The 26,205-nt window shown below is 57.3% G+C and carries 20 protein-coding genes; 6 read left to right on the top strand and 14 right to left on the bottom strand.

The window, feature by feature from the left end; all coding sequences use genetic code 11:
* Positions 1 to 11: 11 nt before the first annotated feature.
* Positions 12 to 1,238, bottom strand: a complete 1,227-nt coding sequence (locus tag LLY24_RS04575) for an NAD(P)/FAD-dependent oxidoreductase (RefSeq protein WP_259035102.1) — start codon at positions 1,236 to 1,238, stop codon at positions 12 to 14.
* A 125-nt stretch (positions 1,239 to 1,363) separates the two neighbouring features.
* On the opposite strand from LLY24_RS04575, the gene ltaE reads away from it, so the two are divergent.
* The gene (ltaE, locus tag LLY24_RS04570; protein WP_259035101.1) at positions 1,364 to 2,401 is read left to right on the top strand and encodes a low-specificity L-threonine aldolase; all 1,038 of its coding nucleotides are present in this window, start codon (positions 1,364 to 1,366) and stop codon (positions 2,399 to 2,401) included.
* Here the strand turns inward: ltaE and fhuB are convergent.
* Together fhuB and LLY24_RS04560 are read right to left on the bottom strand one after the other, a co-directional pair.
* Positions 2,376 to 4,355, bottom strand: a complete 1,980-nt coding sequence (gene fhuB, locus LLY24_RS04565) for a Fe(3+)-hydroxamate ABC transporter permease FhuB (protein ID WP_259035100.1) — start codon at positions 4,353 to 4,355, stop codon at positions 2,376 to 2,378. The two genes, ltaE and fhuB, sit on opposite strands and share 26 nt — an antisense overlap.
* A 223-nt stretch (positions 4,356 to 4,578) precedes the next feature.
* Complete coding sequence (locus LLY24_RS04560) at positions 4,579 to 4,845, bottom strand: type B 50S ribosomal protein L31 (RefSeq protein ID WP_259035099.1); 267 nt, start codon at positions 4,843 to 4,845, stop codon at positions 4,579 to 4,581.
* A gap of 209 nt (positions 4,846 to 5,054) precedes the next feature.
* Between LLY24_RS04560 and LLY24_RS04555 the strand changes: the two genes are divergently transcribed.
* The 3 genes from LLY24_RS04555 to fhuF are packed head-to-tail and all read left to right on the top strand — an operon-like array spanning position 5,055 to position 7,575.
* Positions 5,055 to 5,822, top strand: a complete 768-nt coding sequence (locus LLY24_RS04555; RefSeq protein WP_259035098.1) for an ABC transporter ATP-binding protein — start codon at positions 5,055 to 5,057, stop codon at positions 5,820 to 5,822.
* Positions 5,822 to 6,754 carry an ABC transporter substrate-binding protein gene (locus LLY24_RS04550; RefSeq protein ID WP_259035097.1) on the top strand — a complete coding sequence of 311 codons (933 nt, stop codon included), beginning with the start codon at positions 5,822 to 5,824 and terminating at the stop codon, positions 6,752 to 6,754. Before LLY24_RS04555 ends, LLY24_RS04550 begins: the two co-directional genes overlap by 1 nt.
* Before the next feature lie 50 nt (positions 6,755 to 6,804).
* A complete protein-coding gene (fhuF, locus tag LLY24_RS04545) occupies positions 6,805 to 7,575 on the top strand; it encodes a siderophore-iron reductase FhuF (RefSeq protein WP_259035096.1) in 771 nt (256 codons plus the stop codon).
* A gap of 50 nt (positions 7,576 to 7,625) precedes the next feature.
* Here fhuF and LLY24_RS04540 read toward each other — a convergent pair whose 3' ends face one another.
* The 3 genes from LLY24_RS04540 to LLY24_RS04530 all read right to left on the bottom strand — a co-directional run bounded on the left by LLY24_RS04540 (position 7,626) and on the right by LLY24_RS04530 (position 10,962).
* Complete coding sequence (locus LLY24_RS04540) at positions 7,626 to 9,281, bottom strand: multidrug ABC transporter permease/ATP-binding protein (RefSeq protein ID WP_259035095.1); 1,656 nt, start codon at positions 9,279 to 9,281, stop codon at positions 7,626 to 7,628.
* A gap of 156 nt (positions 9,282 to 9,437) precedes the next feature.
* A complete protein-coding gene (locus tag LLY24_RS04535; RefSeq protein ID WP_259035094.1) occupies positions 9,438 to 9,995 on the bottom strand; it encodes a cytochrome b in 558 nt (185 codons plus the stop codon).
* Between the two features lie 97 nt (positions 9,996 to 10,092).
* On the bottom strand, positions 10,093 to 10,962 hold the full coding sequence (locus LLY24_RS04530) for a LysR substrate-binding domain-containing protein (RefSeq protein WP_259035093.1): 870 nt from the start codon (positions 10,960 to 10,962) through the stop codon (positions 10,093 to 10,095).
* A 176-nt stretch (positions 10,963 to 11,138) separates the two neighbouring features.
* On the opposite strand from LLY24_RS04530, the gene LLY24_RS04525 reads away from it, so the two are divergent.
* Entirely contained in the window at positions 11,139 to 12,023 is an 885-nt protein-coding gene (locus tag LLY24_RS04525; RefSeq protein ID WP_259035092.1) for a DMT family transporter, read from the top strand.
* Positions 12,024 to 12,266: 243 nt separating this feature from the next.
* Here the strand turns inward: LLY24_RS04525 and LLY24_RS04520 are convergent, their stop codons facing one another.
* The 8 genes from LLY24_RS04520 to LLY24_RS04485 form a co-directional block, all read right to left on the bottom strand.
* Entirely contained in the window at positions 12,267 to 13,277 is a 1,011-nt protein-coding gene (locus LLY24_RS04520; protein WP_259035091.1) for a tetratricopeptide repeat protein, read from the bottom strand.
* 7 nt (positions 13,278 to 13,284) lie between these two features.
* Positions 13,285 to 14,199 (bottom strand): hypothetical protein, encoded by a 915-nt coding sequence (locus tag LLY24_RS04515; protein ID WP_259035090.1) that lies wholly within the window; start codon positions 14,197 to 14,199, stop codon positions 13,285 to 13,287.
* Between the two features lie 107 nt (positions 14,200 to 14,306).
* Entirely contained in the window at positions 14,307 to 15,500 is a 1,194-nt protein-coding gene (locus LLY24_RS04510; RefSeq protein ID WP_259035089.1) for a hypothetical protein, read from the bottom strand.
* Positions 15,501 to 15,744: 244 nt separating this feature from the next.
* Complete coding sequence (locus tag LLY24_RS04505) at positions 15,745 to 16,950, bottom strand: hypothetical protein (RefSeq protein WP_259035088.1); 1,206 nt, start codon at positions 16,948 to 16,950, stop codon at positions 15,745 to 15,747.
* Positions 16,947 to 20,519 carry a hypothetical protein gene (locus LLY24_RS04500; protein ID WP_259035087.1) on the bottom strand — a complete coding sequence of 1,191 codons (3,573 nt, stop codon included), beginning with the start codon at positions 20,517 to 20,519 and terminating at the stop codon, positions 16,947 to 16,949. The genes LLY24_RS04505 and LLY24_RS04500 overlap by 4 nt, the downstream gene beginning before the upstream one ends.
* Positions 20,520 to 20,533: 14 nt before the next feature.
* Positions 20,534 to 21,361, bottom strand: a complete 828-nt coding sequence (locus tag LLY24_RS04495) for a DUF4123 domain-containing protein (RefSeq protein WP_259035086.1) — start codon at positions 21,359 to 21,361, stop codon at positions 20,534 to 20,536.
* A complete protein-coding gene (locus tag LLY24_RS04490) occupies positions 21,361 to 23,454 on the bottom strand; it encodes a type VI secretion system Vgr family protein (RefSeq protein ID WP_259035085.1) in 2,094 nt (697 codons plus the stop codon). The genes LLY24_RS04495 and LLY24_RS04490 overlap by 1 nt, the downstream gene beginning before the upstream one ends.
* Before the next feature lie 289 nt (positions 23,455 to 23,743).
* Positions 23,744 to 25,483 (bottom strand): COG1361 family protein, encoded by a 1,740-nt coding sequence (locus LLY24_RS04485; protein WP_259035084.1) that lies wholly within the window; start codon positions 25,481 to 25,483, stop codon positions 23,744 to 23,746.
* A gap of 315 nt (positions 25,484 to 25,798) precedes the next feature.
* Between LLY24_RS04485 and LLY24_RS04480 the strand changes: the two genes are divergently transcribed.
* A complete protein-coding gene (locus LLY24_RS04480) occupies positions 25,799 to 26,179 on the top strand; it encodes a septal ring lytic transglycosylase RlpA family protein (RefSeq protein WP_259035083.1) in 381 nt (126 codons plus the stop codon).
* Positions 26,180 to 26,205 lie beyond the last annotated feature (26 nt).

Here is a 26,205-nt window from a genome sequence, read left to right as displayed (position 1 = left end):
GACCCGGGGTTTCAGGCGCACTGTAACGCGCGGCGATCAAAAGAGAAAAGCGCACGTAGAGGATGCTCGGCCTCTTCGATGTATGCCTTCAGAAGCGACGTGCCCATCATGCTATAGGTGATCCCATTCCCACCGTAGGCCATGGCAAAGAGCACTCGCGGGCCAAGAGTATCGTGGGGGCCGAAATAGGGCAGGCCATCGTCGGTTTCAGCAAAGGTGCCGCCCCAGGCAAAGGTCGGGGTAATCTCAAGCCCCGGCCACATTCCTTCGACTCGCTTTGCCAGGCCCTCGGCCTTTTGCATTACTAGGCGGTCACGCCGCTCGGGGATGTCCTCGTCATCGTCGTCCCCTCCGATCAGCAGCCGCCCTTCCCCGGTCGTGCGCAGGTAGAGATAGGGCCGGGCCGACTCCCATATCAAGGTGTCGTTCAGTTTACCCAGCACATCGCGCGGCAGCGGGTCGGTGACGAAGGCGTAACTACTGCGGTTGGCCGCTACGGGCTCGGGCAGCCAGCGCTGGGCCTCGTATCCAGCGGCCAGCACCACATGACGGCAGCGCAGCGTGGCGCCGCTATTACCCAGCGTCAGCGTCACGCCGTCAGCCTCGGGCGTTAGCGTAGTTACCGTCGTGCGATCGAACACCTCGCCGCCCCGGCGCACCAAGCGCTCGAACAACTGATACGCCATACGATACGGATCGATCTTGGCAGCCAGCTGGCTCAATATTCCGCCTGCGGCGCGAAAGCCGTACTCGCGCTCGATCATATCCGGTGTTTGCCAGGCCACGTCGAAGCCGTGACGCTTGCGCAGTTCGAGCTCATCACGCAGCGCCTCGACGTGCCCTACTTCGCTCGCGAAGTAGAGACTTTGCTGTGCCGCGAAGTCCACATCACCCAGCTCCGCCGCCAGCCGCTCTAGATGAAGGATGGCCGCCGCACAGCCGCGATAGGCCAACACGGCGTTATCTTCACCATAGCGGGCCGCAAGCTCGGTCATATGGGTATCGATTTCGTACTGCAGCAGCGCCGTACTCGCCGCCGAGCTGCCCCAACCGATGTCCCGACGTTCGAGCACGACGACGTGATACCCGGCGCGATTGAGCCGATCCGCGATCAAGGCGCCGGTAATCCCGCCACCGATGATCGCCACGTCACATTGATGATCGTGGGTGAGCTGTGGGAAAGTAGCCAACAGGCCATTTTTTACTGCCCAGAACGGGTAGCCACTCTTGAGATCCATTGCGTTCCCTTGCAAAAGTCGTCGTTCCTACCCCTTACCATAGTCCAACCACCTCCTCGGCGGGGCCTGGTTACCACGAGTATTACAAAAACCAGCAGGAGAAAAATCGGCATGAGGAAGAAGAGATGATCGATCTGCGTAGCGATACCGTCACCCGCCCCACGCCCGCCATGCGCGACGCCATGAGCCAAGCGCCCGTCGGCGATGACGTGTGGGGTGATGATCCGAGCGTCAATGCGTTTCAGGAGCACTTGGCCGAGCTCACCGGCAAGGAGGCCGCGCTGCTGTTCCCAAGCGGCACCCAGAGTAATTTGGTAGGGCTCATGGCCCACTGCGAGCGCGGCGACGAGTATATAGTCGGCCAAAACGCCCATACCTACCGCTACGAAGGCGGCGGCGCAGCCGTGTTGGGTAGCATTCAGCCCCAGCCCATCGAGAACGCCCCCGACGGTACCTTACCGCTGGAAAAGATCGCCGCAGCGGTCAAAGCCGACGACGCCCACTTTGCCCGCACCCGCCTGCTCGCGCTGGAAAACACCATTGCCGGTAAGGTGCTGCCCGCCGACTACGTACAAGGCGCCGTCGCACTGGCTCGTCAGCACGGCTTGAATACCCATCTCGACGGTGCCCGCCTCTTCAACGCTGCCGTGGCCACCCAGACAGATATCGATACGCTCTGCGCGCCCTTCGATAGCGTATCGCTGTGTTTCTCCAAAGGGCTTGGCGCCCCGATCGGCTCGGCGCTAGTGGGATCAAAAGCGTTTATCACTAAGGCACGCCGCTGGCGTAAAACCGTTGGCGGCGGGATGCGTCAGGCGGGCATCATCGCCGCTGGCTGCCAGCACGCCCTCGATCACCATGTGGCAGGCCTTGCCGACGACCACCGCCGCGCTGAACGCCTGGCCCAAGGGCTACGCGCACTGGCGGGCGTCGAGGTGACGTCACACGCTACCAACATGGTGTTCGCGCGCTTTCCTGAAGGCCACGAACAGGCGCTCAAGGCGTGGCTTGCCCAGCGCGACATCCTCGTCGAGGTCGTCTACTCAACGCGCTTCGTACTGCACCGGGATATCGATGACGCCATGGTCGAGCGCGTCATCGAAGCCATTGGCGACTATTTTAAGCTACAGCAGGGGCTCAAAGGCGACGCAGCCCCCACATGAAGTAAGCGCCACCAATGAGCGTGGCGATAAGCCCTGCCGGGACTTCGTAGGGGAACATTGCTTGGCGGCCGACCCAATCGGCCAGCACCATGAGCAACATGCCGATGAGCCCGGCGCCAAGCAGATGCCAGCGCGCGCGCGAAAAGCCTACTAGCCGCGCCATGTGCGGCGCCAAAAGGCCGACGAAAGAGAGCGGCCCCACGACCAGCGTGGCGCAGGCGGTCAAGAGCGCAACCAGCAGCAGTAAGACCAAACGCGCGCGATCGAGCCCCACGCCCAGCGCGCGTGCGGTGGGCGCACCCAGAGGCAGAAGGTCCAGCCAGCGGGCAAACGGCAAAGATATTGCCGCCAACACAATCGCGATACCGCCAACGATGAAAGCACTGGGCAAGTCGACGTAATAGGTCGAGCCAGCCAGCCACGCAATCACCTGCTGCCCGCGCGGGTCGCCACCGGCGAGCAGCACGCTGCGCACGGCATCGAAGAGGGCCGTGATGGCCACCCCCGTCAACAGCAAGCGGTCGGGCAAAAAACCGCTCTTACGGTTGAGCGCCACCAGCCCCGCCAAGGTCACCAGACTTCCCAAGGTGCCGATGGCGATCAGCGTCGCGCTCGATGGCGCGGGCAGCGTATAGATCGCCACGATCAGCGCGATGGCGCAGCCTCCGCTCACCCCCAGCACTTCGGGGCTCGCCATGGGGTTGGCCGAGAGCCGCTGCAGCAGCGTGCCCGCCAGCGCCAGCATCAAGCCGCTGGCCGCCGCTGCCAAAACGCGCGGCGAGCGCCAATCGAGTACCGCAAGATCATCCAGCGAGAGCCAATACCACCCCGCACTCCCCTGCCCCCAGCCAAGCCCTAAAATGGCGGCAAGCAGCAACCCCGCCGCCAGCCAGAGCGCCAACCGAGCAGGGTGTGGGTGACGCTTGAGAAACGCCGTGGGCGCCTGCGGCGGGCGGTCGCCCTGAAGCTTCAAGCGAGGGATCAGCCACAGCAGTAGGGGCGCACCGAGCGCGCCGGTCACAGCACCCGTAGGCAGCAAGGTCGGCAAGATGCCACTTAGGTGCTGCAGCGCGAGATCGGTGGTCGCCAGTAGCACCGCCCCCAGCGCCATGGAGTAACCTACGCGCTCACCTAAGCGCCGCGCACCGGCCATGCGTACGATGTTGGGCGCCGCCAAGCCAATGAAACCAATAATGCCCACGACGCTGACTACGCTGCCGGTAATGAACACCGCAAGCCCCAGCCCCGCAAAACGCAGGTACTTAAGCGAGATACCCAGACTCTTGGCGCTGGCATCGTCGAGCTCCAGCACGTTGAGCGGCTTGAGCAGCAAGAGCGCGGCGGCCAATCCTATCAGCCAGTGAGGCAGCAGCGTCAGTACGTCGTCCCAACCGTTTTGCGCCAGCGAGCCCGCCCCCCAAATCAGTAAGCCCGCTAGGGTTTCATGGTTGAACAGTAAAAGCGCCGTGCCGAGTGCGCCCAGATAGAGATTGACCACGAGCCCCGCGAGCACCACCACCATCGGCGCCAACCCGCGTCGCCATGCCAGCGCGAACACCAGTGCCACGGCCGCGCCGCCGCCAGCAAGCGCGACCCACTCACGCCCAAAGGTCAAAAGCCCAGGCGCCAGCAGTGTCGCGGCCATTAACGCCAAATTGGCACCGCTGGCCACCCCAAGCGTCGTGGGCGAGGCCAAGGGGTTGCGTAGCACCTGCTGCATCAGCACTCCCGCCAGCGCCAGCCCCGCCCCCGCCAGCAGCGCCATGCAGAGCCTAGGCCACCAGGTAAAGTGCAAGAGCAGTTGGGGAATATCCTCGGTATCCGGCGCCCACAGCGCCTCAAGGCTTACGCCCAAGCCCTGGTGAGCAAGCGCCCAAGCGAAAAGCCCCCACAAAGGTACGCTCATGAGAGCACAAACCAAAAGGGGAGTAGCGCGAGAAGAGTTGGAGGGCATGGCACACCGAAAGCGAATCGTGAGCACCTAGCAGTCGGCGCTCGACATGGAAAAGCGACGATATTAATTGATAAGAATTATCACTACAATTTTATCTTGGCGACGTGATACCGCCGCGCCTTTCGCTTCGCTGAGCAGCCAAAGTGCTTCCCTCTAGCCCCTTTAAAGCGACAGATAGCAGAACGGCGCCCTAAGGCGCCGCTGGCATAACCTACGTGAGCGTTTACTGGCCCGAGGTCTTGCGCTTGAGCGCACCGAAGCGCTGCTGGAAGCGCGCTACACGGCCTTCGGAGGAGACGCGACGCTGCTCGCCGGTATAGAAAGGGTGGGACGCGCTGGAGACGTCGAGGTCGATCAGCGGATAGGTCTTGCCATCTTCCCACTCGATGGTTTGGTTGGACGTCACCGTGGAGCGGATGCGAAAGGTTTCGCCGCAGCTGGTATCACGAAAGACGACGTAGTCATACTGGGGATGAATGTTCTTCTTCATCATGGCTCCTAACGGGGCGCCGCCAAGCAAAAAAGAGATGAGTGCAGCGCAAAATGATAAGTAATAACATATCAATTTAAAGGGATTCGACCCGCGTTGTAAAGCGCCGACGCGCTGCCCGTGGGTAATAATCCGCTCACGCCCTCTTAAAAATGATAATCATTGGGGCTAGACTACGCCCTTTTCGATCGTCTGAGGCAGGAGCGAACATGTTCGAGGTACGGGGCGCCACCTTCGAGGTCAACGGCAAGCGCCTTCTCCACCCCATTGATCACCGGTTCGCTCAAGGCAAGGTCTTCGGGCTGATTGGCCACAACGGTTCGGGTAAGTCGACTCTGATCAAGCTATTGGCTCAGCAGCAGCCCGTTAGCAGCGGCGAGATCGTCTTTGACGGCCGCTCGCTCGATACCTGGGGCAACCGGGAGTTCGCCCGCCAAGTCGCTTACTTGCCTCAGCATCTGCCCAGCGCCGAAAACCTCACCGGCCGCGAGCTGGTCGGCTTTGGCCGCTACCCTTGGCATGGGCTTTTCGGGCGCCATACCCGCGCCGATAAAGACGCTATCGAGCGTGCCATCGCCCTAACCCACACAGAGGCATTCGCCGATCGTTTGGTCGATACGCTCTCCGGCGGTGAGCGCCAGCGAGTCTGGCTCGCCATGCTGCTCGCCCAGGGTAGCCGCTTCTTGCTTCTCGACGAGCCGCTCGCCGCCCTCGATATTGCCCATCAGGTGGAAGTGCTCGCGCTGGTGCGCCGTTTGTGTGACGAGCTCGACCTTGCGGTGATCATCGTACTGCACGACATCAACATGGCTTCGCGCTACTGCGACGAGCTACTGGCGCTACACAGCGGCCGTCTGCTCCTTCATGGCACGCCCGTTGAGATGATGACCGCCGCCAACCTGGAAGCGATCTACGGCCTGCCCATGCACGTCATACCGCACCCCAACGGCCAGCACCATATCGCCATTGCCCAATGATGCATCTGAAACACCTTGCCGTGCGCGCCACGGCAGTCGTTTTCATGCTGTGGCTCAGCGTGGCAAATGCACACGCCAGTACCGCCGCCCCCGCGATCGCAACCCTGGATTGGACGCTAGCCGAAACGCTCATCGCTCTAGGCGCGCCGCCAGCGGGGCTTGCGCAGATTCCGCACTACCAGAAATGGGTGGGCGCAGAGCATATTCCTACTGCCACGCGCGATATTGGCCTACGCGCCCAGCCCAACCGCGAGCTTCTGGGGCACCTCGCTCCCGATGCCATTCTGCTCTCACCGCTCTACCTGCGCATGAGCGATACCCTTGCCTCCATCGCTCCCGTCACGGCGCTTGCGACCTACGATGGCGATACGCTATCGCTTTGGGCGCGTCTGACCCGTACCACGCAGGAGCTTGCCGAACTCATCGATGCGCCGCAGGCGGGCGAGGCGCTGATCGATCAAACCGAAACGCAGCTTAGCGCGCTTCGCGCAACGCTTGCAGAAGACACAGTGCCGCTCGAGCTACTCGTCGTACAGTTCATCGACGACCGCCACTTACGCATTTTCGGTCACGATAGCCTGTTCGATGAGGTACTGACGCGGTTGGGACTCGAAAACGCCTGGACCGGCGCGACGAACCAATGGGGGTTTAGCACCATCGAGCTTGCCGAGCTTTTGCACTATGAGGCGGCAACGCTGGTGGTAGTGGAGCCCGTTCCCGATGACACCCAGCGAAGCCTAGCGGGCAACGCGCTGTGGCAGCACCTGCCGACAGTGCGCGCAGGCGAGGTCATCGTGCTGCCTGCCGTCTGGAGCTTTGGCGGCTTTCCCTCGGCCCAGCGCTTTGCCGAGCTGCTAAGCGGCGCGCTGCATGAGCGCTCACGCGAAGGTGACAGGAATAATTTGGCTTCCCACCCCTTTAGTCGCGACTGATTATCGCTTATCCTCTGCATCCATTCTCACTCCGCCCGCTGGAGCTCGCCATGCCTGCCGCGCTACGCCAGCCCGAAACGTTCACGCCAACGCTCGCCGACTGCTATATCGGCCCGCTGGCCGGTTTCATTGCGCCTCAGGTGGGCGGTAAAGCGCCGCTGAACGCGCTCAACGTCTCCCGCTGGCGGGAGCAGGCGTGGCTTGAAAACGATCTCGCCGCCTTTGCCGCGCAGTACCCCGATGGCGACCGCCGGGCCATCGTCTCCATCTGGTCGCGCTGGCATTTTAGTTGTCTCACCATTGCCACCCTCGCAGGCAATCTGCTACTCAACCGCGACCTGCCGGTCGGGCTCGATGAGGCGCAGATTATCTTCAATGAGGAGGGGGCATCGCAGCAGCTCTGGCTTGCCCACGAAGGCACGCCGCTGACCACCCACGATCCGCGCCAGCGTTTCGCTACGCTGATCGAGGGCCACTGGGCGCCGCTGATCGAGCGCTTGGCAGCCATCTCAGGTGCCGCCCCACGGGTCTTTTGGAGTAACGCGGGTGGCTACTTCGACTACTACGCCAACGCCTTGGCCGAGCACCCCATGGCGCATGCCGAGGCCGTGGCCGCCGCACGCGCCCTGCTCGACACCAAGACCTTCGATGACGGCACCCGCAACCCGCTGTTTCAGCCGATCCGGCGGCTTCCAAGCAAGGAAGGCGGCGAGGAGAAGCGAGTACGTAAAATCTGCTGCTTGCGCTATCTGCTGCCCCAGTTCGGCGTCTGCGGCAACTGCCCGCTTGAGGGCTGTGACCGCAGCGCCCGACGCCGCTAGGCTCTTTTCTCCCTTAGCGTTTTCTTTCCCTTAGCCTTTTATTTCTCTTTTCAGCGCGCTATCTGCGCAACGGCGTCACTGCTGGCGCGCTCGCGCTGATCGCCGGTCAGTTCGAAAAGCTCGCCGTGGGCCATTTCGAGCAGGCGGTCGGCGTGTACGAAGTAGCTATCGTCGTGGCTGATGGCGAACACCGTTTTGCCCATTGCTCGCAAGCGCGGCAACAGCTCGCGATAGAACAGCCGTCTGAACTGCGGGTCCTGATCGGCCGCCCATTCGTCGAGAAGCAAGATATCGCGCTCCTCCGCCACCGCGAGTAAAAGCGCCAAGCGCTTACGCTGGCCTTGGGAAAGCTCCGTATTGACCACTCGCGCCTCTTCCCAAACCAGCTTATTGCGCATTTGCAGGCGCGTCAGCCACTCCTCGACTAGTGCCGGGTCTGCCGCTTTACCGCCCGGCCCCATCACGCGGTCGAACTGGTGAAAATCGGTGAACACGCTGGCGAAGCGGCAGCGCAGTCCCTCCCACTCGTCGGCGGACAGCGGCTTTCCATCGACCAGAATCGAACCGCTCATGGGGCGGTAGAGGCCCGTCAAGAGCCGCGCCAACGTCGTCTTGCCGCTACCGTTACCGCCGATCAAAAAGACCTGCTCGCCGCGCGTCAAACGAAGGCTAACCGGACCAATGGCAAACCCTTCGCCCTTCTCCCCCGCCGGGTAGCGGTACGTGACGTCGACCAGCTCCAGCGTCTGCCAATCACGCCAAGCATCATCGCGGCCAAACTCGGCATGGTAGTCGGCCAGTGCCAAACTCTTGAGCTTATCGAAGGCGACCTGGGCGCTGATCAACGTGGGCCAGGCGCCAACGGCCTGGATCAAGGGAGTGCGCATGAACAGCAGGGTCAACGCGAAGGTGGCCGCCACACTCGCGCTCGCCCATCCAAGCCCGTTGGCCATGAAGAAGACCACGCCAATGGCGCCCAGCATCATGATATTGGACCAGTTACCCGCACTCAGGTGGTACGTATCGGCCCGGACGATGTGGTAGCGGTACGTGTTGGCATGGGCCAGATACTCCTGCTCGAAGAAGTGACGCGCGCGGTCGCGGTTGAGCGCGAGCTCTTTGCGTCCATCGATGGCCGACTGAAAATCCTTGTAGAGCGCATCCTCGCTTTCACGCACGAGTTTCAGATGGCGGTAGACCCGCGAGATCAGCAGCCAACCAACGCCCATGGTCGCCGCCATCCATAGCACCGTAATCACCACCATGCGCGGCGACAGCCAGCCTAGATACGCCACCGATGCCAGCGTGATCACCACACCCTGCACAAGCTCTGGCAAGCGCACGAACCCAATGGTGATATTACGCACGTCGCTGGTGAGACTTGCCAGAAGCGTAGGGCTACCCACCTGCTCCAACCGCTCGATATCGGTGTCGAGAATACGTTTGACCAAGCGCGCGCGCAGATCGAAAACGAAGTGGTGGCCAAGCAAAGTAAGGGCCAGCTGCGTACCCAGCGTCACGGCCAGCAGTAGTACCAGCAGGCCAAGCAGTGGCATCAACGCCCCTGCTGCCCCACCCACCTCGATCAGCCGCTGGTTGATGAAGGCAATGATGCCAACCCCCAATCCAGCGCTTGCGAGGCTGAGCAAAACGGCGCCGATGAAGGGCCAACGATAAGAGACGAAAACCAGCCGTAACAGCTCCATGCAGTGTCCTAGGTCGTAGCGAATAACGATGAAGGGCAAAGCGCGACCAGTAGCCGCCGCTATGAGCGCCGCATGGTAAACCATCACCTACAAAATAAAAATTATTACCATTCAGATGAAGGGTAAGTAAAAACGCTTCAGAAGAGTAAAAGCGCCTTAATCGAACAGGCTCATCCGCGTCATAACCTGATCGCGCTTGATACGCCAATGATAGAGCGCGCCACACAGGTGCAGCACGACCAGCACGACGATGGCCCAGCCAACGCGGGCGTGCCAGGCATATAGGGTTTCGGATAGGGCCGGATGCTCGCCGATTAGCCCGGGCAGATGCCAGGTGAAAAACTCGACCGGATAACCGCCGCTGGCAGTGGCGAGCCAGCCCAGAATCGGCATGATCACAAGGCAGGCATAGAGCAAATGGTGAACGGCGGTGCTGAGTACGCGCTCGAAGGCGGAAAGCGGCGGATCGTGATCGGGCACCACGAAGGCGACGCGAGTAACGATGCGCAGCGTCATCAACAGCAAAAGGAGTACGCCCAGCGTTTTATGCCCGGCGTAAAACACGTTGGTACCCGCATTGCCCAGTAGCGCATACACCCGCTCGAAGCCCATGAAACCGATGGTTAGCCCACTTGCCAGCGCCAACAACACGCCCACCGCGACCAACCAGTGAAGCACCCGATGCGGATAGATATAGTGATCCAGCTCGTGCATGCCGCTCTCCCCCGACGAAAAAAACGCCGCACGAGGCGGCGCCAGAAAACACCTAACCCCTGATCCAGCGCTGCTGGAAGAGGCTTTTCCAGTGTAGTCAGAGATTGACCGCAGCAGCCAACTGTTCGCGAATCAATTCGCCTAGCCGCCGCGCTGGCTCGCTAGGCCGGTGCGGCGCGCGGTGAAGCGCAAGCTCGATACTCGGCAGCGGCGGCAAGCCGCTGTTCTCGTCCAGCGGACGTAAAAGCGGGGTGAGCATGCTACGCGTCACCACCACGACGGCAAGCCCGGCGGTGACGATGGGCGCCAACCCGGCCATGGATTGGCTGGTATAGGCCACGCGCCAATCGCGTCCGGCCGCTTGAAGCGCCTGCTCGGCAATTTCCCGAAACACATCGGCCCCTGGCGAGTAGAGCGCAAGCGGAATGGGATCGCTCAACGAGGGCTGCTGGTGCACGCCGACGGCCCAGATCAAGGGTTCGCGCCGAATCACCTCGCCTCCGGGCGAGTTACGCTGACGCGTCACCAGCGCCAAATCGAGTTCGGTGCGTTTGGCACGCGCCACGAGATCGGCGCTGGTACCGCAGATCACTTCGAGCCCCACCGCCGGGTAGAGCTGGTGAAAGTAGGTAAACACCGACGGCAAAAGCGTTGCGTAATCTTCGGGTATGCCGAGCTTGAGTTCCCCCGTCACCTGGCGCGCCTGCATATCGGCCCAGGCATCGTCGTTGAGCGCGAGTAAGCGCCGCGCGTGGGCGAGCAAGCGCTGCCCTTCCGGGGTGAAGCGAACGCGCCTACCTTCGCGCTCGTGAAGGACCATATCGAGCTGAGATTCCAGCCGCTTGAGCTGCATGCTCACGGTCGATTGGGTATAAGCCAGCCGCGTGGCCGCCGCCGTTACGCTGCCGGTATCGGCAATCGCCACTAACGTGCGCAAAAGCGTCAGATCGAAGGTTGGAGCACGCATGCGACACCTCATTGGCGTGATCGGCTGCACATCTAAACATCATCATCCTTGATCATTTATATCATAAATGATCGTTATCATGATAAGTGGCAACCGAGTATGCTGCATCGCAGGGTAACCCCATACGTCATTTAGATATGCACATCTCAATAAGGGCCTGCTGCAAGGAGCACGATATGCAACGCGTAAGCCTCTCTCTTTCGACGACCCGTTGGTACAGCCTTGGCGCTGCCCTGATCGCGGTGGCGATGTGGAGCCTGGCCCCGCTGCTTGCCGATCGCGCCCAGGCGATGTCGCCTATTGCCCTGACCGCCCTCACGCTGCTCGCAGGCGCGCTTGCGAGCCTGCCAATGAGCCGAAAAACACGCGCGGATGCCTTGCCCCTACGCTGGAAGGTGTTGCTATGGGGTGGCATGCCGTTACTGATCGTGGGTGCGGTGAGCACTTACTTTCTCGGCATGCGCCACGCGCCCGCCGCCGAAGCCGCACTCATTACCTATACCTGGCCCGTACTTTTCGTTCTGCTAAGCCAGTGGAGCCAGCTAGGGCGCCTGCGTTTGGCAGGCCTTACCGGCGCGCTGATCGCCTTTGGCGGTGCGGCCATCCTGATGCTGCCCCAAGCGCTCGGTACAGGATCGGGGCTTCAAGCCGCAGGGCCAGGTTACGCGCTGGCCGTTCTAGCCGCGTGCTGCTGGGCGCTCTACTCTTGGGTCGGTCAGCTTGCCCCCGTCGCCATCGCCGCTCTCCTACCACGGCTTTTGCTGATTGCTTGCGCACTCGCTACTGCCGCCAGCGCTCTGTTCGAAGGCGATACCACCCTACCTGACGGCGCCACACTCTTAGCAGGCATCGCCCTCGGGCTTGGTCCCTACGGCATTGCCATGGTCGCCTGGGACACCGCCCTGCGCCACGGTAAGTCCAATCTGGTAGGCAGCCTGGCCTACGGCGTGCCGATTCTCGCCGCGCTATTATTGGTACTTAGCGGACTCAGCGAACTCGACTGGCGCCTACCCACCGCCGCCCTACTGGTCATCGTTGGGTGTTTACAGGCGGGACGTTAAGGGGGCGTGGTGGCCTAAATACGCGAAGTAACCTTTCAGCATAGCCCCGCCCGGTATCTGGCGGGGGCTAGTTTCTTATGCGACGTAGCTCGATTAACGTCGAGATTCTTTTCCAAGAAGCCGCATGTCTTATTTCGGGGGAAGGTCACTAGGTGCCTTCATCGAGCGAATAGGAGGGTATGGCCGCCGTCAGGGCAATGACGGCGGTGAGGCAATATAAAGTGCGGTAAAGACACTTTCTCATTAAAAACCAAATTTATCAGGGAAGTAGGACAGTGGAGGTTTATGATTTAGCCATTCGGCTTTAATCTCGTTGGCTACTTCGCGTTGCTCTCCTGTAAGTGGTTCTGCCACATTGTCTAGCAAGAATTGAACTTCAGTTTTGTTAATTTCTTCTATCATAGCTTCAAGAATACCTGTCCCTGCTGCCGTATTTTGCTCATTAACACAAAGAGCATCGCGACCAGGATCTAAATAACACCATGCAATACCTAATCTTGCATCCACCAACCCAGCATTAGATGCTCTTACCAGCCATTCATAAGCCTCTTCTGAACGCCCCAAATGCAATGATACGGACGATATGTTTTTCAAAGAAGGTCCGTAGCCCTGCTCTGCCGCACGACGAAACCAGACCTCGGCAGCTTCAAAACGCTCGGTATCATTACTGTATTCTTCTTGATCACCAATGATTTGACGTCCCAGCCAGTCTTGCGCATAGGTATTATCCGCTTCAGCCGCTTCTAACAACCAATGATTGGCAGCACCCATATCTCCTAACGCGGCATAAATAGAGTAGAGCGCCATCATGGCCTCCGAGTCGCCGTCTTCCGCCTTGGGCAGGGTCTCCTCAAGGGCCGCTCCACGCCAGTCATCGCCATTTTCGGGGCAAACATCACCCAGCTGGCAGGCACCGCCCGAATGGAGACGCAGCATGGCGTAGGGCTCGCCGTGCTGTGCGGCCTGGTAATACCAGTTCATGGCATCATTCGTTAACCCCATATGTCGTAGGCGATACACTTCACCCAAGTAGTACATGGCCTCGACGTCCCCCGCTTCTGCTGCCGTTGTCAGGTACGGCTCGCTTTTAGAACGTTGATAAGAGTTATAGAGCCGCATACCTTCGTTCTTGACGGCCTGGGTGTCTTCGTCGAACGCCACTGCATTGGCGCTGGATACCAGCATGCTTATCAATAGAGCGAGCGTCGCTAACGGTTTCAACGTCGATGTTTGCATTTTAATCTCTTCACTCATGTCAACGTCATGATGTTTGGCTACAGTCTACGGAGCCTAAGCGCTCGACGTTAATACTATAACTGCGTAGTGCGTATATAAGATCCGGGTTCCTGGCACTAGAGTGTCTATCCATAAAGCCCTCCAAACGTGCGAGCCCTATCTGATAAGGCGTTTTTTCTTCGCGGTCAATGTACCCGCTCACAATGGTGTTTTCATATCCTTCTCGCGGCTGCGATGACACAGATAGCTGACTGCTACTATTCGACTCACCCCCAACCGTCATGCGGGCCACGGCTTTGGTAAACAGGTATTGCGCCGGCTGGTCAGGCGTTGACGATTGCATATCAAAGCGGCAACTGCCGTACTGCCCTGTCGTCACGCCATCCACGATCCACTCCAGGCATTTCGAGATGGCGATCTGCTGGAAGTCCTGTGCTTGTTGCGCCGTTTTGATCTCACTTTCAGCCTTGAACCCTCGAGGCGTATTCGTGAGCACATGTAATAGAGCTCCTAACGCTTTAGGGGTGAGTTTTTGCACCCATTCCTTCATTTGCTCTAAATACTCACCATCGCGCGTTGCCATTACGAACGCTATCGGCCCAGCATTCTGCCCACCGGCCAATTCGGTAAATAAGTTATCGACCTGTTCCAAGCCACGTGCAGCCAGCAACCCTCCGCTTAGCATCACGGTGGCATACAGGAAACTAAACTTGCCTAGGAGGCTTTCAGCTTCCGGGGTAATCCAGGTCGGCATTTCGTAGTGATTATCCCGGTAAGCGCGGTAAAGCATCGCCAGCCATAAATCGAGGTAAGCGGGGTCCAGCTCGAAACTGAGCTTTCCGCCCACGCCCGCCAAGGCGACCACCTTACCGGAGATGCGAAGTACGAACTTGCCGTTGTCCCTGCCCAGTTTGAAGTCCGCACTGGCGCCTACGCCCACGCTGCCTTCGACTTCATAACTAGTTTTCCCAAGGCTGCGCCAGTCACCTACTGAGCGGTCGCGCTGCCCTCCCCGTGTGCAAGCCATGGAGACTTAGGGATAAGCCATCAGCGCGGCGTATCATCTTGCGGGTGATCCGTCGAGCCCACAGACGGGGTCGCTTCCGGCCGGTCAACGAACTTGCCCGTTTTCCAGGGAAACCGGCCAAAGTCATTGACGTCTTCAGGTTCACCCTTGCGGGTTTCTCGGTAGTTGGGCACGGAAAGCTCCATCAAATCTGGGCGACCGCCCCAAGCGGTTGCGTCCACTTCTGCACGGTGAGCCTCGCGCAGCGCCTTGAGTTCTTCGTCGCTGCTATTGGCATACAGATCGCGCCAGTACGTCGCAGGGCGGCCGCGCTTACCCGCCTCGTCATAAGCTTTAGTCGTGGGATCGAGATGGCGGAAGGGTTCTAGCTGCGGCACATCCGGAAGCGGCTGTGAGACGTCCATGTAGCGCTGCAGCATGTCCCACATGGCATATAGTTGGGCAATACTGCCATCGACGGTGAAATTAAATTCGAGCGGATCCTTAGTATGAGGCTGTTGGCTGCGATGAGGATAACGGTGAATCACCTTAAGCGAGTAAAACTGCGAAGCTTGGGCGCCAATTGTCATCTCGATATAAGCATCGAACTCATAAAAAAAGAGTTTTCCTCCGGGGGTGTTTACCATACCCGTACTTCTACAGAAGGCTAACTCTTCCGTCCAATTACGGTTTCGCTTATAAAATTTTAGCTCATTTTTTTCCCAAAAAAAGAGAATAACAGTAGCCAAGCTACAAATAGACAACATAATAGCTAGAGGAGTGAAAGCCTGCAGCAGTGTGTCTGCAGCAAAAACAAATAATATAGTACATACGGCTGTAATTACCGAAAAGAAAACCCCTCCTCCAGCGCGCCCCTCTCCTCCCGGAAGAATAAGGCTAAAACCATGCGAATATAAGAAAATTAAAAACCTAAAAACTCGGTATAAAGAACCTAAGTTTTCAACAACATGCTGCGACCAACGTCTTTCATTTATCATAGTATAGTCATGATAGTCTTTATCAATATATTTGTACTCTCTAAACCAGCTTGCTGAATACTGATAGATAGTAGGATTTAAATGCAAATAACTTCCCCAAGGCAGGCGCGCTTCCAATATCCTCCCACGCAGCATATCGTTTTGAGGAGCATAGCTCTGCTCTGGGATAGAATCGGCACGATAAGCGGTGTCGGCATAGCACTCAGCGGGCGTAAATGGTTCGCTTTTTAAACTCATCGACGGCCTCCCTGCTTGCCCCATACCCAGGTCAATGACGCGGGGTGTGTGGTAAAAGTCATGTCTTCCTCAATGAGTTGGGAATCAGTATTCGCTATCGCGCCATTCTGTGTGCTTGCTGTGCAAGGTGATGCCAACGTCATACCCTCTTTGAGCATAGAGCGCGTGCTCGATCATACATGTGCCAGGGAAGGCATCGCTGCCTCCCCCGTATGCAAAGCCATTGAGTCTCATGGATAAGCCATCAGCGCGGCGTATCATCTTGCGGGTGATCCGTCGAGCCCACAGACGGGGTCGCTTCCGGCCGATCAACGAACTTGCCCGTTTTCCAGGGAAACCGGCCAAAGTCATTGACGTCTTCAGGTTCACCCTTGCGGGTTTCTCGGTAGTTGGGCACGGAGAGTTCCATCAGATCTGGGCGGCCGCCCCAGATAGTGCCATTTACCTCGGCGCGGTGCGCCTCGCGCAGCGCCTTGAGTTCTTCGTCGCTGCTATTGGCATACAGATCGCGCCAGTACGTCGCAGGGCGGCCACGCTTACCCGCCTCGTCATAAGCTTTAGTCGTGGGGTCGAGATGGCGGAAGGGTTCTAGCTGCGGCACATCCGGAAGCGGCTGTGAGACGTCCATGTAGCGCTGCAGCATGTCCCACATGGCATATAGTTGGGCAATACTGCCATCAACGGTAAAACTGAACTCCAGCGTATTTTTGGAATGAGGATCTTGGCTACGATGCGGATAGCGATGAATCACCTTGAACGAATGAAACTGTGAGCCCTGGGTACCGACCGTCATTTCGATGTAGGGATCGAACTCGTAAAAGGGAAAGTCCCCTCGAAATGACTTGACCATGCCGGTGCGACGACAGAAGGCATAGTCATCTGACCAATTACGGTTACCTTTGTAAAACTTTAATTCATGCTTTTCCCAAAGCATAAGAAATAGTGTTGCAATACCACAAAAAATTGTAACAAACAGCGGAACTCCCAAAAGCGCAAAAGGAAACTGAGGTTCCTCTACAAAGAACTGCCCTATCGTACCCACTAAACCTGTAAATATTGCGATGCCAGTAAATAAAACTCCCCCTCCTGCCCCTCCACCCGCTCGAACAAAGCTAAATCCATGAGAATAGATAACAAAAATAAAACGCAAAAAACTATAAATTATACCTATATCTTCATTAACCCGCTTTGACCAGCGATTTTCATTTATCATCGTATAATCATGATAATCATCACCAATATGCTGATATTCCCGAAACCAGCTCTCAGAGTACTGGTAAGTGGTAGGGTTTACATTTAAACAACTTCCCCAGGGCAAGCGAGCTTCTAAGATACGTCCGCGCAGCATATCGTTTTGAGGGGCATAGCTTTGCTCGGGGATAGCATTGGCACGATAAGCGGTGTCGGCATAGCACTCAGCGGGCGTAAATGGTTCGCTTTTTAAACTCATCGACTGCCTCCCTGCTGGTTCCATACCCAAGTCAACGACGATGGGTGCGTAGTGAAAGTCATTTCGTCCTCAATTGGCTGATAGGTTCTGCTAGTTCGATCCCAGAACTGAATACTGCCCTGCCCCGTCAAATCATCAAAATATAAACGTACAAGGCTAGCTTTTTGGTGGTACTCACGTGTGTAATCCGGTTCATGTTGAAAATCTACATAGTGATTTCTTATCCAGCGTGGATCAACGCCTAGAGATGAACTGGGGATCCCCATGCGCCGCCATTCACGAGGCAAGTTGATACCAAGGTAACGAACTGCACTATCTTCAGCATCTTCCCTCTCTATAAAAGCCAATAATCGTTGCTTTTTAACAACAGGGTAGTACTGATAGGTAAATCCCATATCAGGTACTGGCGCCAAGTAATCGGCGCTAAATCCTAATGGAGGAAGTTGAAACTCACCGTAGCGTAGTCCAGCGCAGCTTATTTTTACTGCAATATCACAATCAGAAAAACGCGGAGATATATCTATAAGACTCCTAGGTGATATCAGTTCCGCATAGGTATTATACAATCCTTGGAGTAGAAAAAGATAAGCTTGATGAGGGGTAGATCCTTCCAGCTGCTTAAGATAACCATGAATTGCATCTGAATCTTGATCACCCTCCTGGGCCTCAAGTTGAGACAAGCGAGGCTCTAATTCATTGCGACGGCTGCCAAAGGGGCCATACTGCATCCAAAGTGAAAAACCATCATCGCGACTATTAGTGGCTAGGTATTGAAAAAAAACAGAGGCTACAAGACTAATGACGGTTATTGGTACGGGCCTTGATGTACCCACCCAGCCCAATATGCGATTAGCAAGCTGATATCGCAATAATTTAGCCTCAGACACACGGCTGGCTGCGGCACCGAAGCCTGATCCGTAAAAAGTTGCGATCCCCATCGCGGCAGCCTGGGCTGCGCTCAATCGTGCAGCTCGCTGTTCACCGCGCTGAGCTAGTTGATAAGCATCGTTAGCCACAATCATAGTAGTAAGTAAGCCAGCACCAAGCGTCGCTAAGCCACGAAGCTTTCCTGCATCGCCCATAGCTTCTTGCCAAGCGTCTGACCTTGGATAAGGCTTATCAAGAAAATTATTAGTTTTAACAGCCCATCCCCATTGGCTATTAGCAAGCTTTAGCCCTTGAGCACTAAGCAAAAAGGCATCAAAAAAAGCACTACCAAAATTTACAAGACTTTTCACACCAGGGTTAGAAATCATTTTAACACTGCTTTCACTTGTATTAATAGACTCTAAAAAAACTAAAACAGCCCAAAAAGCCGTATATCCTGAACGCGCACTATTAAAACGCCACTCGCTTGTTTCCTGGCCAGTAATCCGAACAGTCTGGTTGCCTGGCGAAGACACCACATTGCCGCCTAGTACATTGGTGGTTGCAGTAGCCTGTACGGCGGCACTTGCTTGCGCCATTTCAGCGGTCACTATCTGAAAATCTCGCGGTGCCAGCCAAACTACTTTACCGTCCATCAGTTCTGCTTTGAACGATAGACCTCCACCTAAAGCCCCCTTCAAATCAGCATAGTCCGAGGCAATATTAATCTCCATAACCTGACCTTGGTTAAGCCATGGAATTGCAGCGATGAGTGGCGGTAGCGTACTAAGTACTACAGCATCGGCACCATTGAGCAGCTGACGCATGATACTTGCAGTGGTATTGGTTTCTTCGACTAGCTGGTTTTGAAGAGCCAGCAGATCATCCGCTGTCATAGTGGCAGCGTTGGCTTCTTGGGAAAGTATTTGCTGTGAAGCCTGCCTGATGCGATCCAAATCTCGCTCGTAAGTTTCTCCCCAGCCATTGTCCGCAACACATAGCTCCAGCTTGAACAACAGCGCTGAGGCAGGATGTTCACCCTTATACAAGCTTTCAAGAGTTGAGCGACAATCCTCAGTTGATTGATAATCGCTGAGTTCTTCTGTGGTTCCTTTGGGGTCGAAGGGTTTAGTTCCGTTCAGCAGAATATCGATACTGCGCGCGAGAATGACATAAGGTTCGAGTAGATTAATGTCATCGAACAGCATGGCATCGTAAAGCGTATGCGTTAGTGCTCCCGGCGAGGTATCGTTGAGCAAATCCGCAAGAGAGGATAGCGCTTCATCACGCCGTAGCCGCGCCAAGCGCCGCTCTTCGATTTTGACTAAGCGTGAAAACAAACTTGCTCGGCTTCTATCCAGCCGACGGTCCAGCCAGTCGTCAAGATAGCGCGGGTTACTTTCACCATCAGGCCCTTCTGCCATGAAGCAGTTGGCATGTACCAGCTCTGCCGAAGCACCATGCGGGTGGTATTTCATGCTTTCTGCCAGCACCATCAGCAGCTCGGTCGTTGCTTGTATATCAGCGATGAGATGCTCGGCGACTTGTTTAGGGTCGCGAAGAAAAATACAGCAGAGCTGTTGATCACGTAGCTGCGCTAAGCAGTCCTCCGTGGCGGCAGGTGCTGGCATAATCGCCAGTTGCGATTCCTCGGCCTGCTCTTCGTCCGGGCGCAGAGGGTTGCACCACTGTTGCAGTAAGGTGCCTCGCAGGGCGGGAGAAAAATTACGCTGACGGCGCTCCATATCGATATCGGGAAGCGCGACTTCCTGCTCATCGGAATCGAAGAAAGAACGCTCGGAGGCAAGCTGCTCAAGCAGTGCGTTCCAGCCTTCCGCCGAGGGGTCTTCAATATAGTCACGCGGGCTACCCCACGCCTGTTCATATACGGCGTCACGTGCTCGCATGGGTGGCAACCAGTCCAGCCACGCTTTACCCGCGCACTCATCGCGATTGACAACAAGTCCCTGTTGATAGAGGTTTTGTCCCCTACCCTCTAACATGACCGTAACGGCGGGCTCATTCAACGCAAAAGGCTGGCAACGCTTTTCTATTAAGCTTGGATGAGCTTCTAATTGTTCGATATGCGCCCAAGGCCAAGGGTGGTCGGAAAAGGCTAGACGTACGTCAGGGGTTGCGCCATTGAGCTTGAGAGGTAAGTGCACATGAGCCAAGGCGGGACCAGTAAATTCACGTACTGTCGGTACCTCACTTTGTTCACGATAAGCGGCGATATCACTATCGACGAACTGTACTGGTTCATTTTCAAGACGCGTGGATACCAACTCACGAATCAGTCGGCCATTTAGAAATACATAGATAAAACCACCGCGGCAAGGCCCTACCGCCAACTCTTGGTGGTCGAGGTACAGCATAGGAACGGTGGATACCATTAGATTATGCTGGAATGCACGTCGTTGAGGAATGAGGCCACATTGGGTTATCTCATCTGCTTGCAGCAGCGTAACCTCGATATCGCCTATCTTCTGCACCAGACGATGACCGATGAGCTCTTCTTCTAAAAACTCTTGTTGCGTCTCGACAATAGGGCCAAAGCGTCCCTCCGACGCATCGCCTTCGGCCAGAAGCTCAACGGCATCCTCACGTTGATAAAGCCAATATTCATTCTGGGCGTTATCGTCGTGCTGCCCTGTCACTTCTAGATAAATTTTCTTAGGGCTGCATGCGTGGTTCTGTGACATTCCCGGTTCCTTTGTCATGTCGATGCACCAAGAGAGGACTTGTTTTCCATCTTCATATTGAGCCGATCTACGAATTGATCGAGCGTATGGCTGTTGAAAAGCATAAAACGGAGATGGTCGATGACTTTTTTACGCGGCTGGTTTGCATCCAGTGAGGCGCTCCAATACCGCTCTATCGCTTGCCATAAGTGCGTCGTCTCTTTCTCAAGCGCATAAAGCTCAAAGTTGTGAAGCGCCTCTCCCAGTACAGGCAGCAAGCGCGAAAAATGTCTTATACCTGCTAATCTTTTTTGCACCTCGGCGTCAAAGCGGAATGGCTTGTGCTCAGGAATACGGGTGACGTCTGATGAATAACACAGCTCATAGGTAACGCGATCTTGATGCTTCGCAAATGGCCAGTACCAGCACGTACTTGGCCCCATCAAGCTGAAGCGCTGGGCCAATGAAAGCAGCCCTTCTCCTAACAACAGATGTAAAGCGGCAGGTTCGTGAAAACGAAAAAGCCCTACTCCCTGTGCGGATGTCTCTACTAGCAACCGGTTCGCCAAACGCGTTTGTAAATCGTCCAGCAATTCAGGTGTATCCATCAGCACTGAAGCAACGCGCCCTGCCCAGGCATTACCATATTTCTGTAAAACGGTATCTTCGTGTGTAATATCCAACAACACGGGACCACTATCGCGTACTGATTGGTAAGGCGTGCCATCGTAGAGCCAACGGAAAGAGGGCTGCTGTGTTGAGAGATAGAAACAGCGAAGAACCTCCCCTTCAGGCAACGTACTGGTATCGACCAACCAATAACGACGATTTCTACTCTGTGGCAGTCTGGATGTATAACGCATTAGCTGGTTTTACCCCGGCACGGGCAGTCATCCAAAGGACAACTACCATCTGTTTGCTTTTGGCATAACTGCACAATGCTGGCTTCTACAGCTGATGCTTCGAGTAACGCCTCGTGAGTGACATGCGGTATGGCCTCATGCACTTCCGCCATGGCCCGCCCCGGTAGCAACGGCCCTTCCACCGCCTGCCCGCTCCCATTACCCGGGCTTCCGCCGGAATTGATCTTCACCTGGGACCCGACAATGGTGATGCCGCTGGGGTCGATTTTCAGAAAGCTGCCGCCTGCTTTTAGGGTGATCTCACTACCGGCTTCCAGTACCACTTTGTGCCCGGCCTTGGCGTGGAACTCGCGGCCGCTTTCGCTGAGCCAGCCCAGGCCTGCCTTGACGTGCAGCGTGCCGTTGACCTCTAGATGCTGATCGCCCTGGGTGTGCGTGAAGCGCTGGCCCTGCACCGTCAGATGATCGTCACTGTCGATCTCGCTGATGCGGTCGTTGTGTACCTTGAGGTGGCTGTCGTTGCGAATTTCTTCGGTGCGGTCGTTAAGGGTCAGTAACTCCAGGTCTTTTTGAGCGTGGAGCCAGATCTGCTCTTCCCCGGCTTCGTCTTCGAAGCGCAGTTCGTTGAAGCCCTCAGCCTTGTGGCTTTGGGTGCGCAGCACCGTGCAGGTCTTGTGTTCGGGCAGCGAATACGGCGGCGTGTTGACGGCGTGGTAGGTCCGCCCGGTGATCAGCGGCTGGTCCGGGTCGCCTTCGAGAAAGGAGACGACGACTTCGTGGCCGATGCGCGGAAGCGCCACGCTACCGTAGCCGCCTCCGGCCCAGCCTTGGGAGACGCGGATCCAGCAGCTGGCGGTGTCGTCCGGTTCGGCGTAGCGGTCCCAGGGGAACTGGACCTTGACCCGGCCATGCTCGTCGCAGTGGATCTCTTCGCCCTCGGGGCCGACCACAAAGCCGATTTGCGGACCGTCGACGCGGGGCTTGGGGGTCGGGGTGGCGCGCCAGGGGGTATCGCCGGGAATAAGGGTGACCTGGTTGTGATAGCGGGTCATGCCGCCTGTGGTGCTGTCACCGTCCGTCTGGAGGATACCGTCCTCTTCCAGGGCTTGGGGCTGTTCGCCGTGGTGGGTGATGCGGATGGGCTGCCAGTCGCGGTTGAGCTCGGCGTTGTCGTGATCGGTGAGCTGAAAGCGCACGCCGGGAGCGAGCTCGGGGAGGTCGGTGTGGGCCTCGGCGGTCAGGGCCTCGCGGCGCAGATGCTCTAGGCGCACGCGGGTGAACGGCTGGCCGGAAGCGTCGCGCTTGTAGCGTCCGGGGTAGTCGAAGTGTTCGTAGTCGCTGCGCTGGCCGTGGGCTTCGACGTCGGGGCCCTCGTGGGCGTGCAGCTGCGCATAGGCGGGGTTTTTAAAGCTGTAGTCCTTGAGCGTGACCGAGGCGGTGGCAAGGCGGGCGACCTGGCGCAGCGCGCGGACGTGGCGCTCGGGGGCCGTGCCGCCCGCGCGGCTGTGGTAGGGGCGCGCGCCCAGGTGCTCTTGGGCGCGGGGGTCGTCGGTGATGACCAGGCGGTGAGCCTCGTCACTGAAAGTGTGGTAGTAGAAAAGCCCCTCTTCGGCGGCCAGGCGCTCGAAGAAAGCAAGATCGCTCTCGCGGTATTGAACGCAGTACTCACGGGTCTCGGGTTCGCGTGTGACGGCGAAGGTAACGTCCTCGATGCCGCGCTCTTGGCAGAGGGTGTTGAGAATGGTGAGCGGCGAGACCTGCTGGAAGATGCGCGCGTTCTGGCGCAGCGAGAGCCGCCAGAGGGCGGGGCGTAGGGTCAGCGAATAGAAGGTGCGCCGGTGACCGCGATCGCCCTGGGCGAACTCGCTGACCACGCCGTGGATGACGCGCAGGGCCTCGCCCGCTTGCCAGATGGTGAGAGTAGCGTCGCGTTCGAGCAAGCCCGCGGCATCGAGGCCACCCTCGCGGCTGGCAAAGGCGATGCGGGTCTCGAAGGGCGTGGAGAGTGCCTCGGTGTGAGTGAAATCGATCACCGCCGCGTCCTCGACGCCGGGTAGGGTCAAGGTGAACTGTAGGCCGCCCTGCGCGCTCATGCTTCCTCCCTGAAAGAGCACGCTGACGCTGCTCTTGGTGGCTCACTAAATGGAAATCAATCCATTAGAGTAAGCATCCAAAGCGCAAGCGCAACCCAAAAAGGGCATTTGACGGCAATGTCTTACAAGCTTGTAAGAGATCTCTTACAAATTGGCCTTCGCTAATAACATAATTGTTACATAGCGTTAATAAAAGCAACTAAGCAGAGCACATCGACAATAACAACGCCCCTATCGGAAAACCGATAAGGGCGTTAGCGTTACTACCTAAAAGGAGTGCGCAAATAGCTTACAGCTGCGGTTGTGCCTCGGTGGGCTCGGCGGCCACGTCAAGAGTGAACAAGCCGTTGCCTTGCGAGCTGAAACCACGCGCGCCGATGGTGTAGTTGCCAGGAGCAAGTGTGAGCACCAAACGGGCATCGGTGCCGTTGCCTCCGTCGTCGTTGCTTTCATTCATGCCTTCACCGGCAAACTCGAGGTAGGCGTCGAAGTCGCGAGAGCGCATGTCGATGGTGACTTCGGACGTCTCGGTGATCTCTAGATCGTAGTTCAGCACTTCACCGGTGTACCAACCCGAAATCGTCTCGCCAATGTCGACGGCGCCACCGTTTTGCAGTTCTTGATCGCCTTCCAGTTCACGCGACTCAGCCGAAAGGGTGAACAGGCCGCTACCGGTACCGAATGCCGTGCGCGCCGTGACCTGATAAGTGCCGGGCTCGAGGAAATCGGCCACGCGGGCGTCATAGCCGTCGCCGCCATCGTCGTCTTCGCGGTAGTAGCCGTTGGGGCCTTCGACTACGAGGTAGGCGTCGACGTCATCGGAGGTCATGTCGATCTGATAGAGGCCGGTTTCTTCGATGTTGAGCTCATAGCTCAGATCCTGGCCGCTGTACCAACCGTTGAACGACTCACCGGGCGTGAGCGTACCTGAGTTATTGAGTTCGCCGTCGCCCGGCAGTTCGCGATTTTCGACGCCAAGCGTGAAGAGGCCAGAGCCGTCGTTATAGGCCGTACGCGCGGTCACCTGATAGGTACCCGGCTCAAGGAAGTCGGAGATACGGGCGTTGAGCTGGTCGCCGCCGTCATCGTCTTCGCGGTAGTAGCCGTTGGGGCCTTCGAGTTCGAGATAGGCATCGACGTCGCTGGAGATCATATCGATTTGGTAGAGACCCGCCTCGTCGATTTCGACGTCGTAGCTCAAACTCGAGCCGCTGTACCAGCCGGTGATTTCATCACCTGTGGTCAGGGTGCCTGAGTTTTGCAGTTCGGCGCCGTTGGGCAGTTCATAGGGTTCGGCCGAGATAGTGTAAATGCCGTTGCTTTCGCCATAGGAGGTCGTGGCATTGACCTGGTACTCACCCGGCTCGAGATAGGAGCGCACGCGAGCGTCGTAGCCTTCGCCACTGTCGTCATCACGCGCATCGACGCCATTGCCTGAAACTTCGAGGTAGGCATCGAGCTCGTCAGAGCGCATGTCGATCTGGTAAAGGCCCGCTTCTTCGATAGTCAGGGTATAGGCCTTGCTCTGCCCTTGGAGCCAGCTATCCAGCGGCGTGCCGACTTCTAGAATATCGCTGTCGCTAAGTTCGATGGTGCGGCTTAGCACTTGGAAAGGACCGAAGCTCTGAGCGTCGGCACCGCTGACCACGACCATGTAGTCACCCGCTGCATCGGTGCGGTAACGCACGGTCTCGGCGGCGTTAAGAAGCGTAAGCTGGTCATCGAACAGAGCAACGCGTCCATTGAGCGAGCCGCTGAGCGCTACCTCGATGAGATCGCCCTCTTCAAGGCTCAGCGCGAAGCGCTCGAAACGGCTGCCGTCGCTGCCGCTAAATTCGCTGGCCGAGGTAATTTCACCTTGGGTGCGTTCGCCCAACGTTAGTGTATCGAGCCCCGCCAATACCGAACCATCGGCCGTATCATTGGTAGTATTCGGGCCCTGGCTCTGTAGTGCCTGGGCGCCCAAAAAACCGACCACGACACCGCCCGCTGCCACTAAAACGAGAGAGAGTGCGGAAGACTTCGCCATGTACCCATCCTTGATCATCGAGGTAGTCGAACAAGCTTAAAACGCTAACAATTATTCGTCTTATATGCGAGAAAATTCTATCGTGATTCGCTGTTTTCGTTGACAGCGCAATTATTTCCTTATTTCTGTATCGCGACGGATAACTCGCTGATAGCAAAGAAAAGAACGCACATTGAGAAAATGACGTTAACGTCGCACATCTGCGTAGATCTTCGCAAAGCTTGCCGATTACCAGCATGGTCGTTACTATCCCCTAGCCATTTGGCCCCTCATTGAAGCAAGCACTTATGCGATACGACACTTGAGGAACACCCGATGGGAGCTAGTAAACGCTTCTTTTCCACTGTCGCAATGGCCCTTCTCCTGGCCATGTCAGCGGGGCAAGCCGCCGCAGACGAACAAGGAGATTTTCAGGAAGGTACGGCCTCTTTCTATAGTGACCGTTTCCAAGGCGCCACTACCGCAAGCGGTGAGCGTTTCGATCAGCAGGAGCTGACCGCAGCGCACCCAAGCCTTCCTTTCGGCTCAAAAGTGCTGGTCACCCGAGCCGATACCGGCCAGGAAGTCGAGGTCTTGATCAACGATCGCGGCCCCTTCGTTCAAGGCCGAATCATCGATCTCTCCAAGAGCGCGGCGCGCAGATTGGGCATGATCAACCGAGGCACCGCCTCCGTCATGCTGACACTGCTCGATTAACGGATAACGCACCCTTACTGTGCGAT

The sequence above is a fragment of the Halomonas dongshanensis genome (assembly GCF_024790395.1).
Taxonomy (GTDB): Bacteria; Pseudomonadota; Gammaproteobacteria; order Pseudomonadales; family Halomonadaceae; genus Vreelandella; species Vreelandella dongshanensis.
The sequence above is the reverse complement of the archived record's forward strand: the minus strand, read 5'-3'. Positions and strand labels throughout refer to the sequence as shown.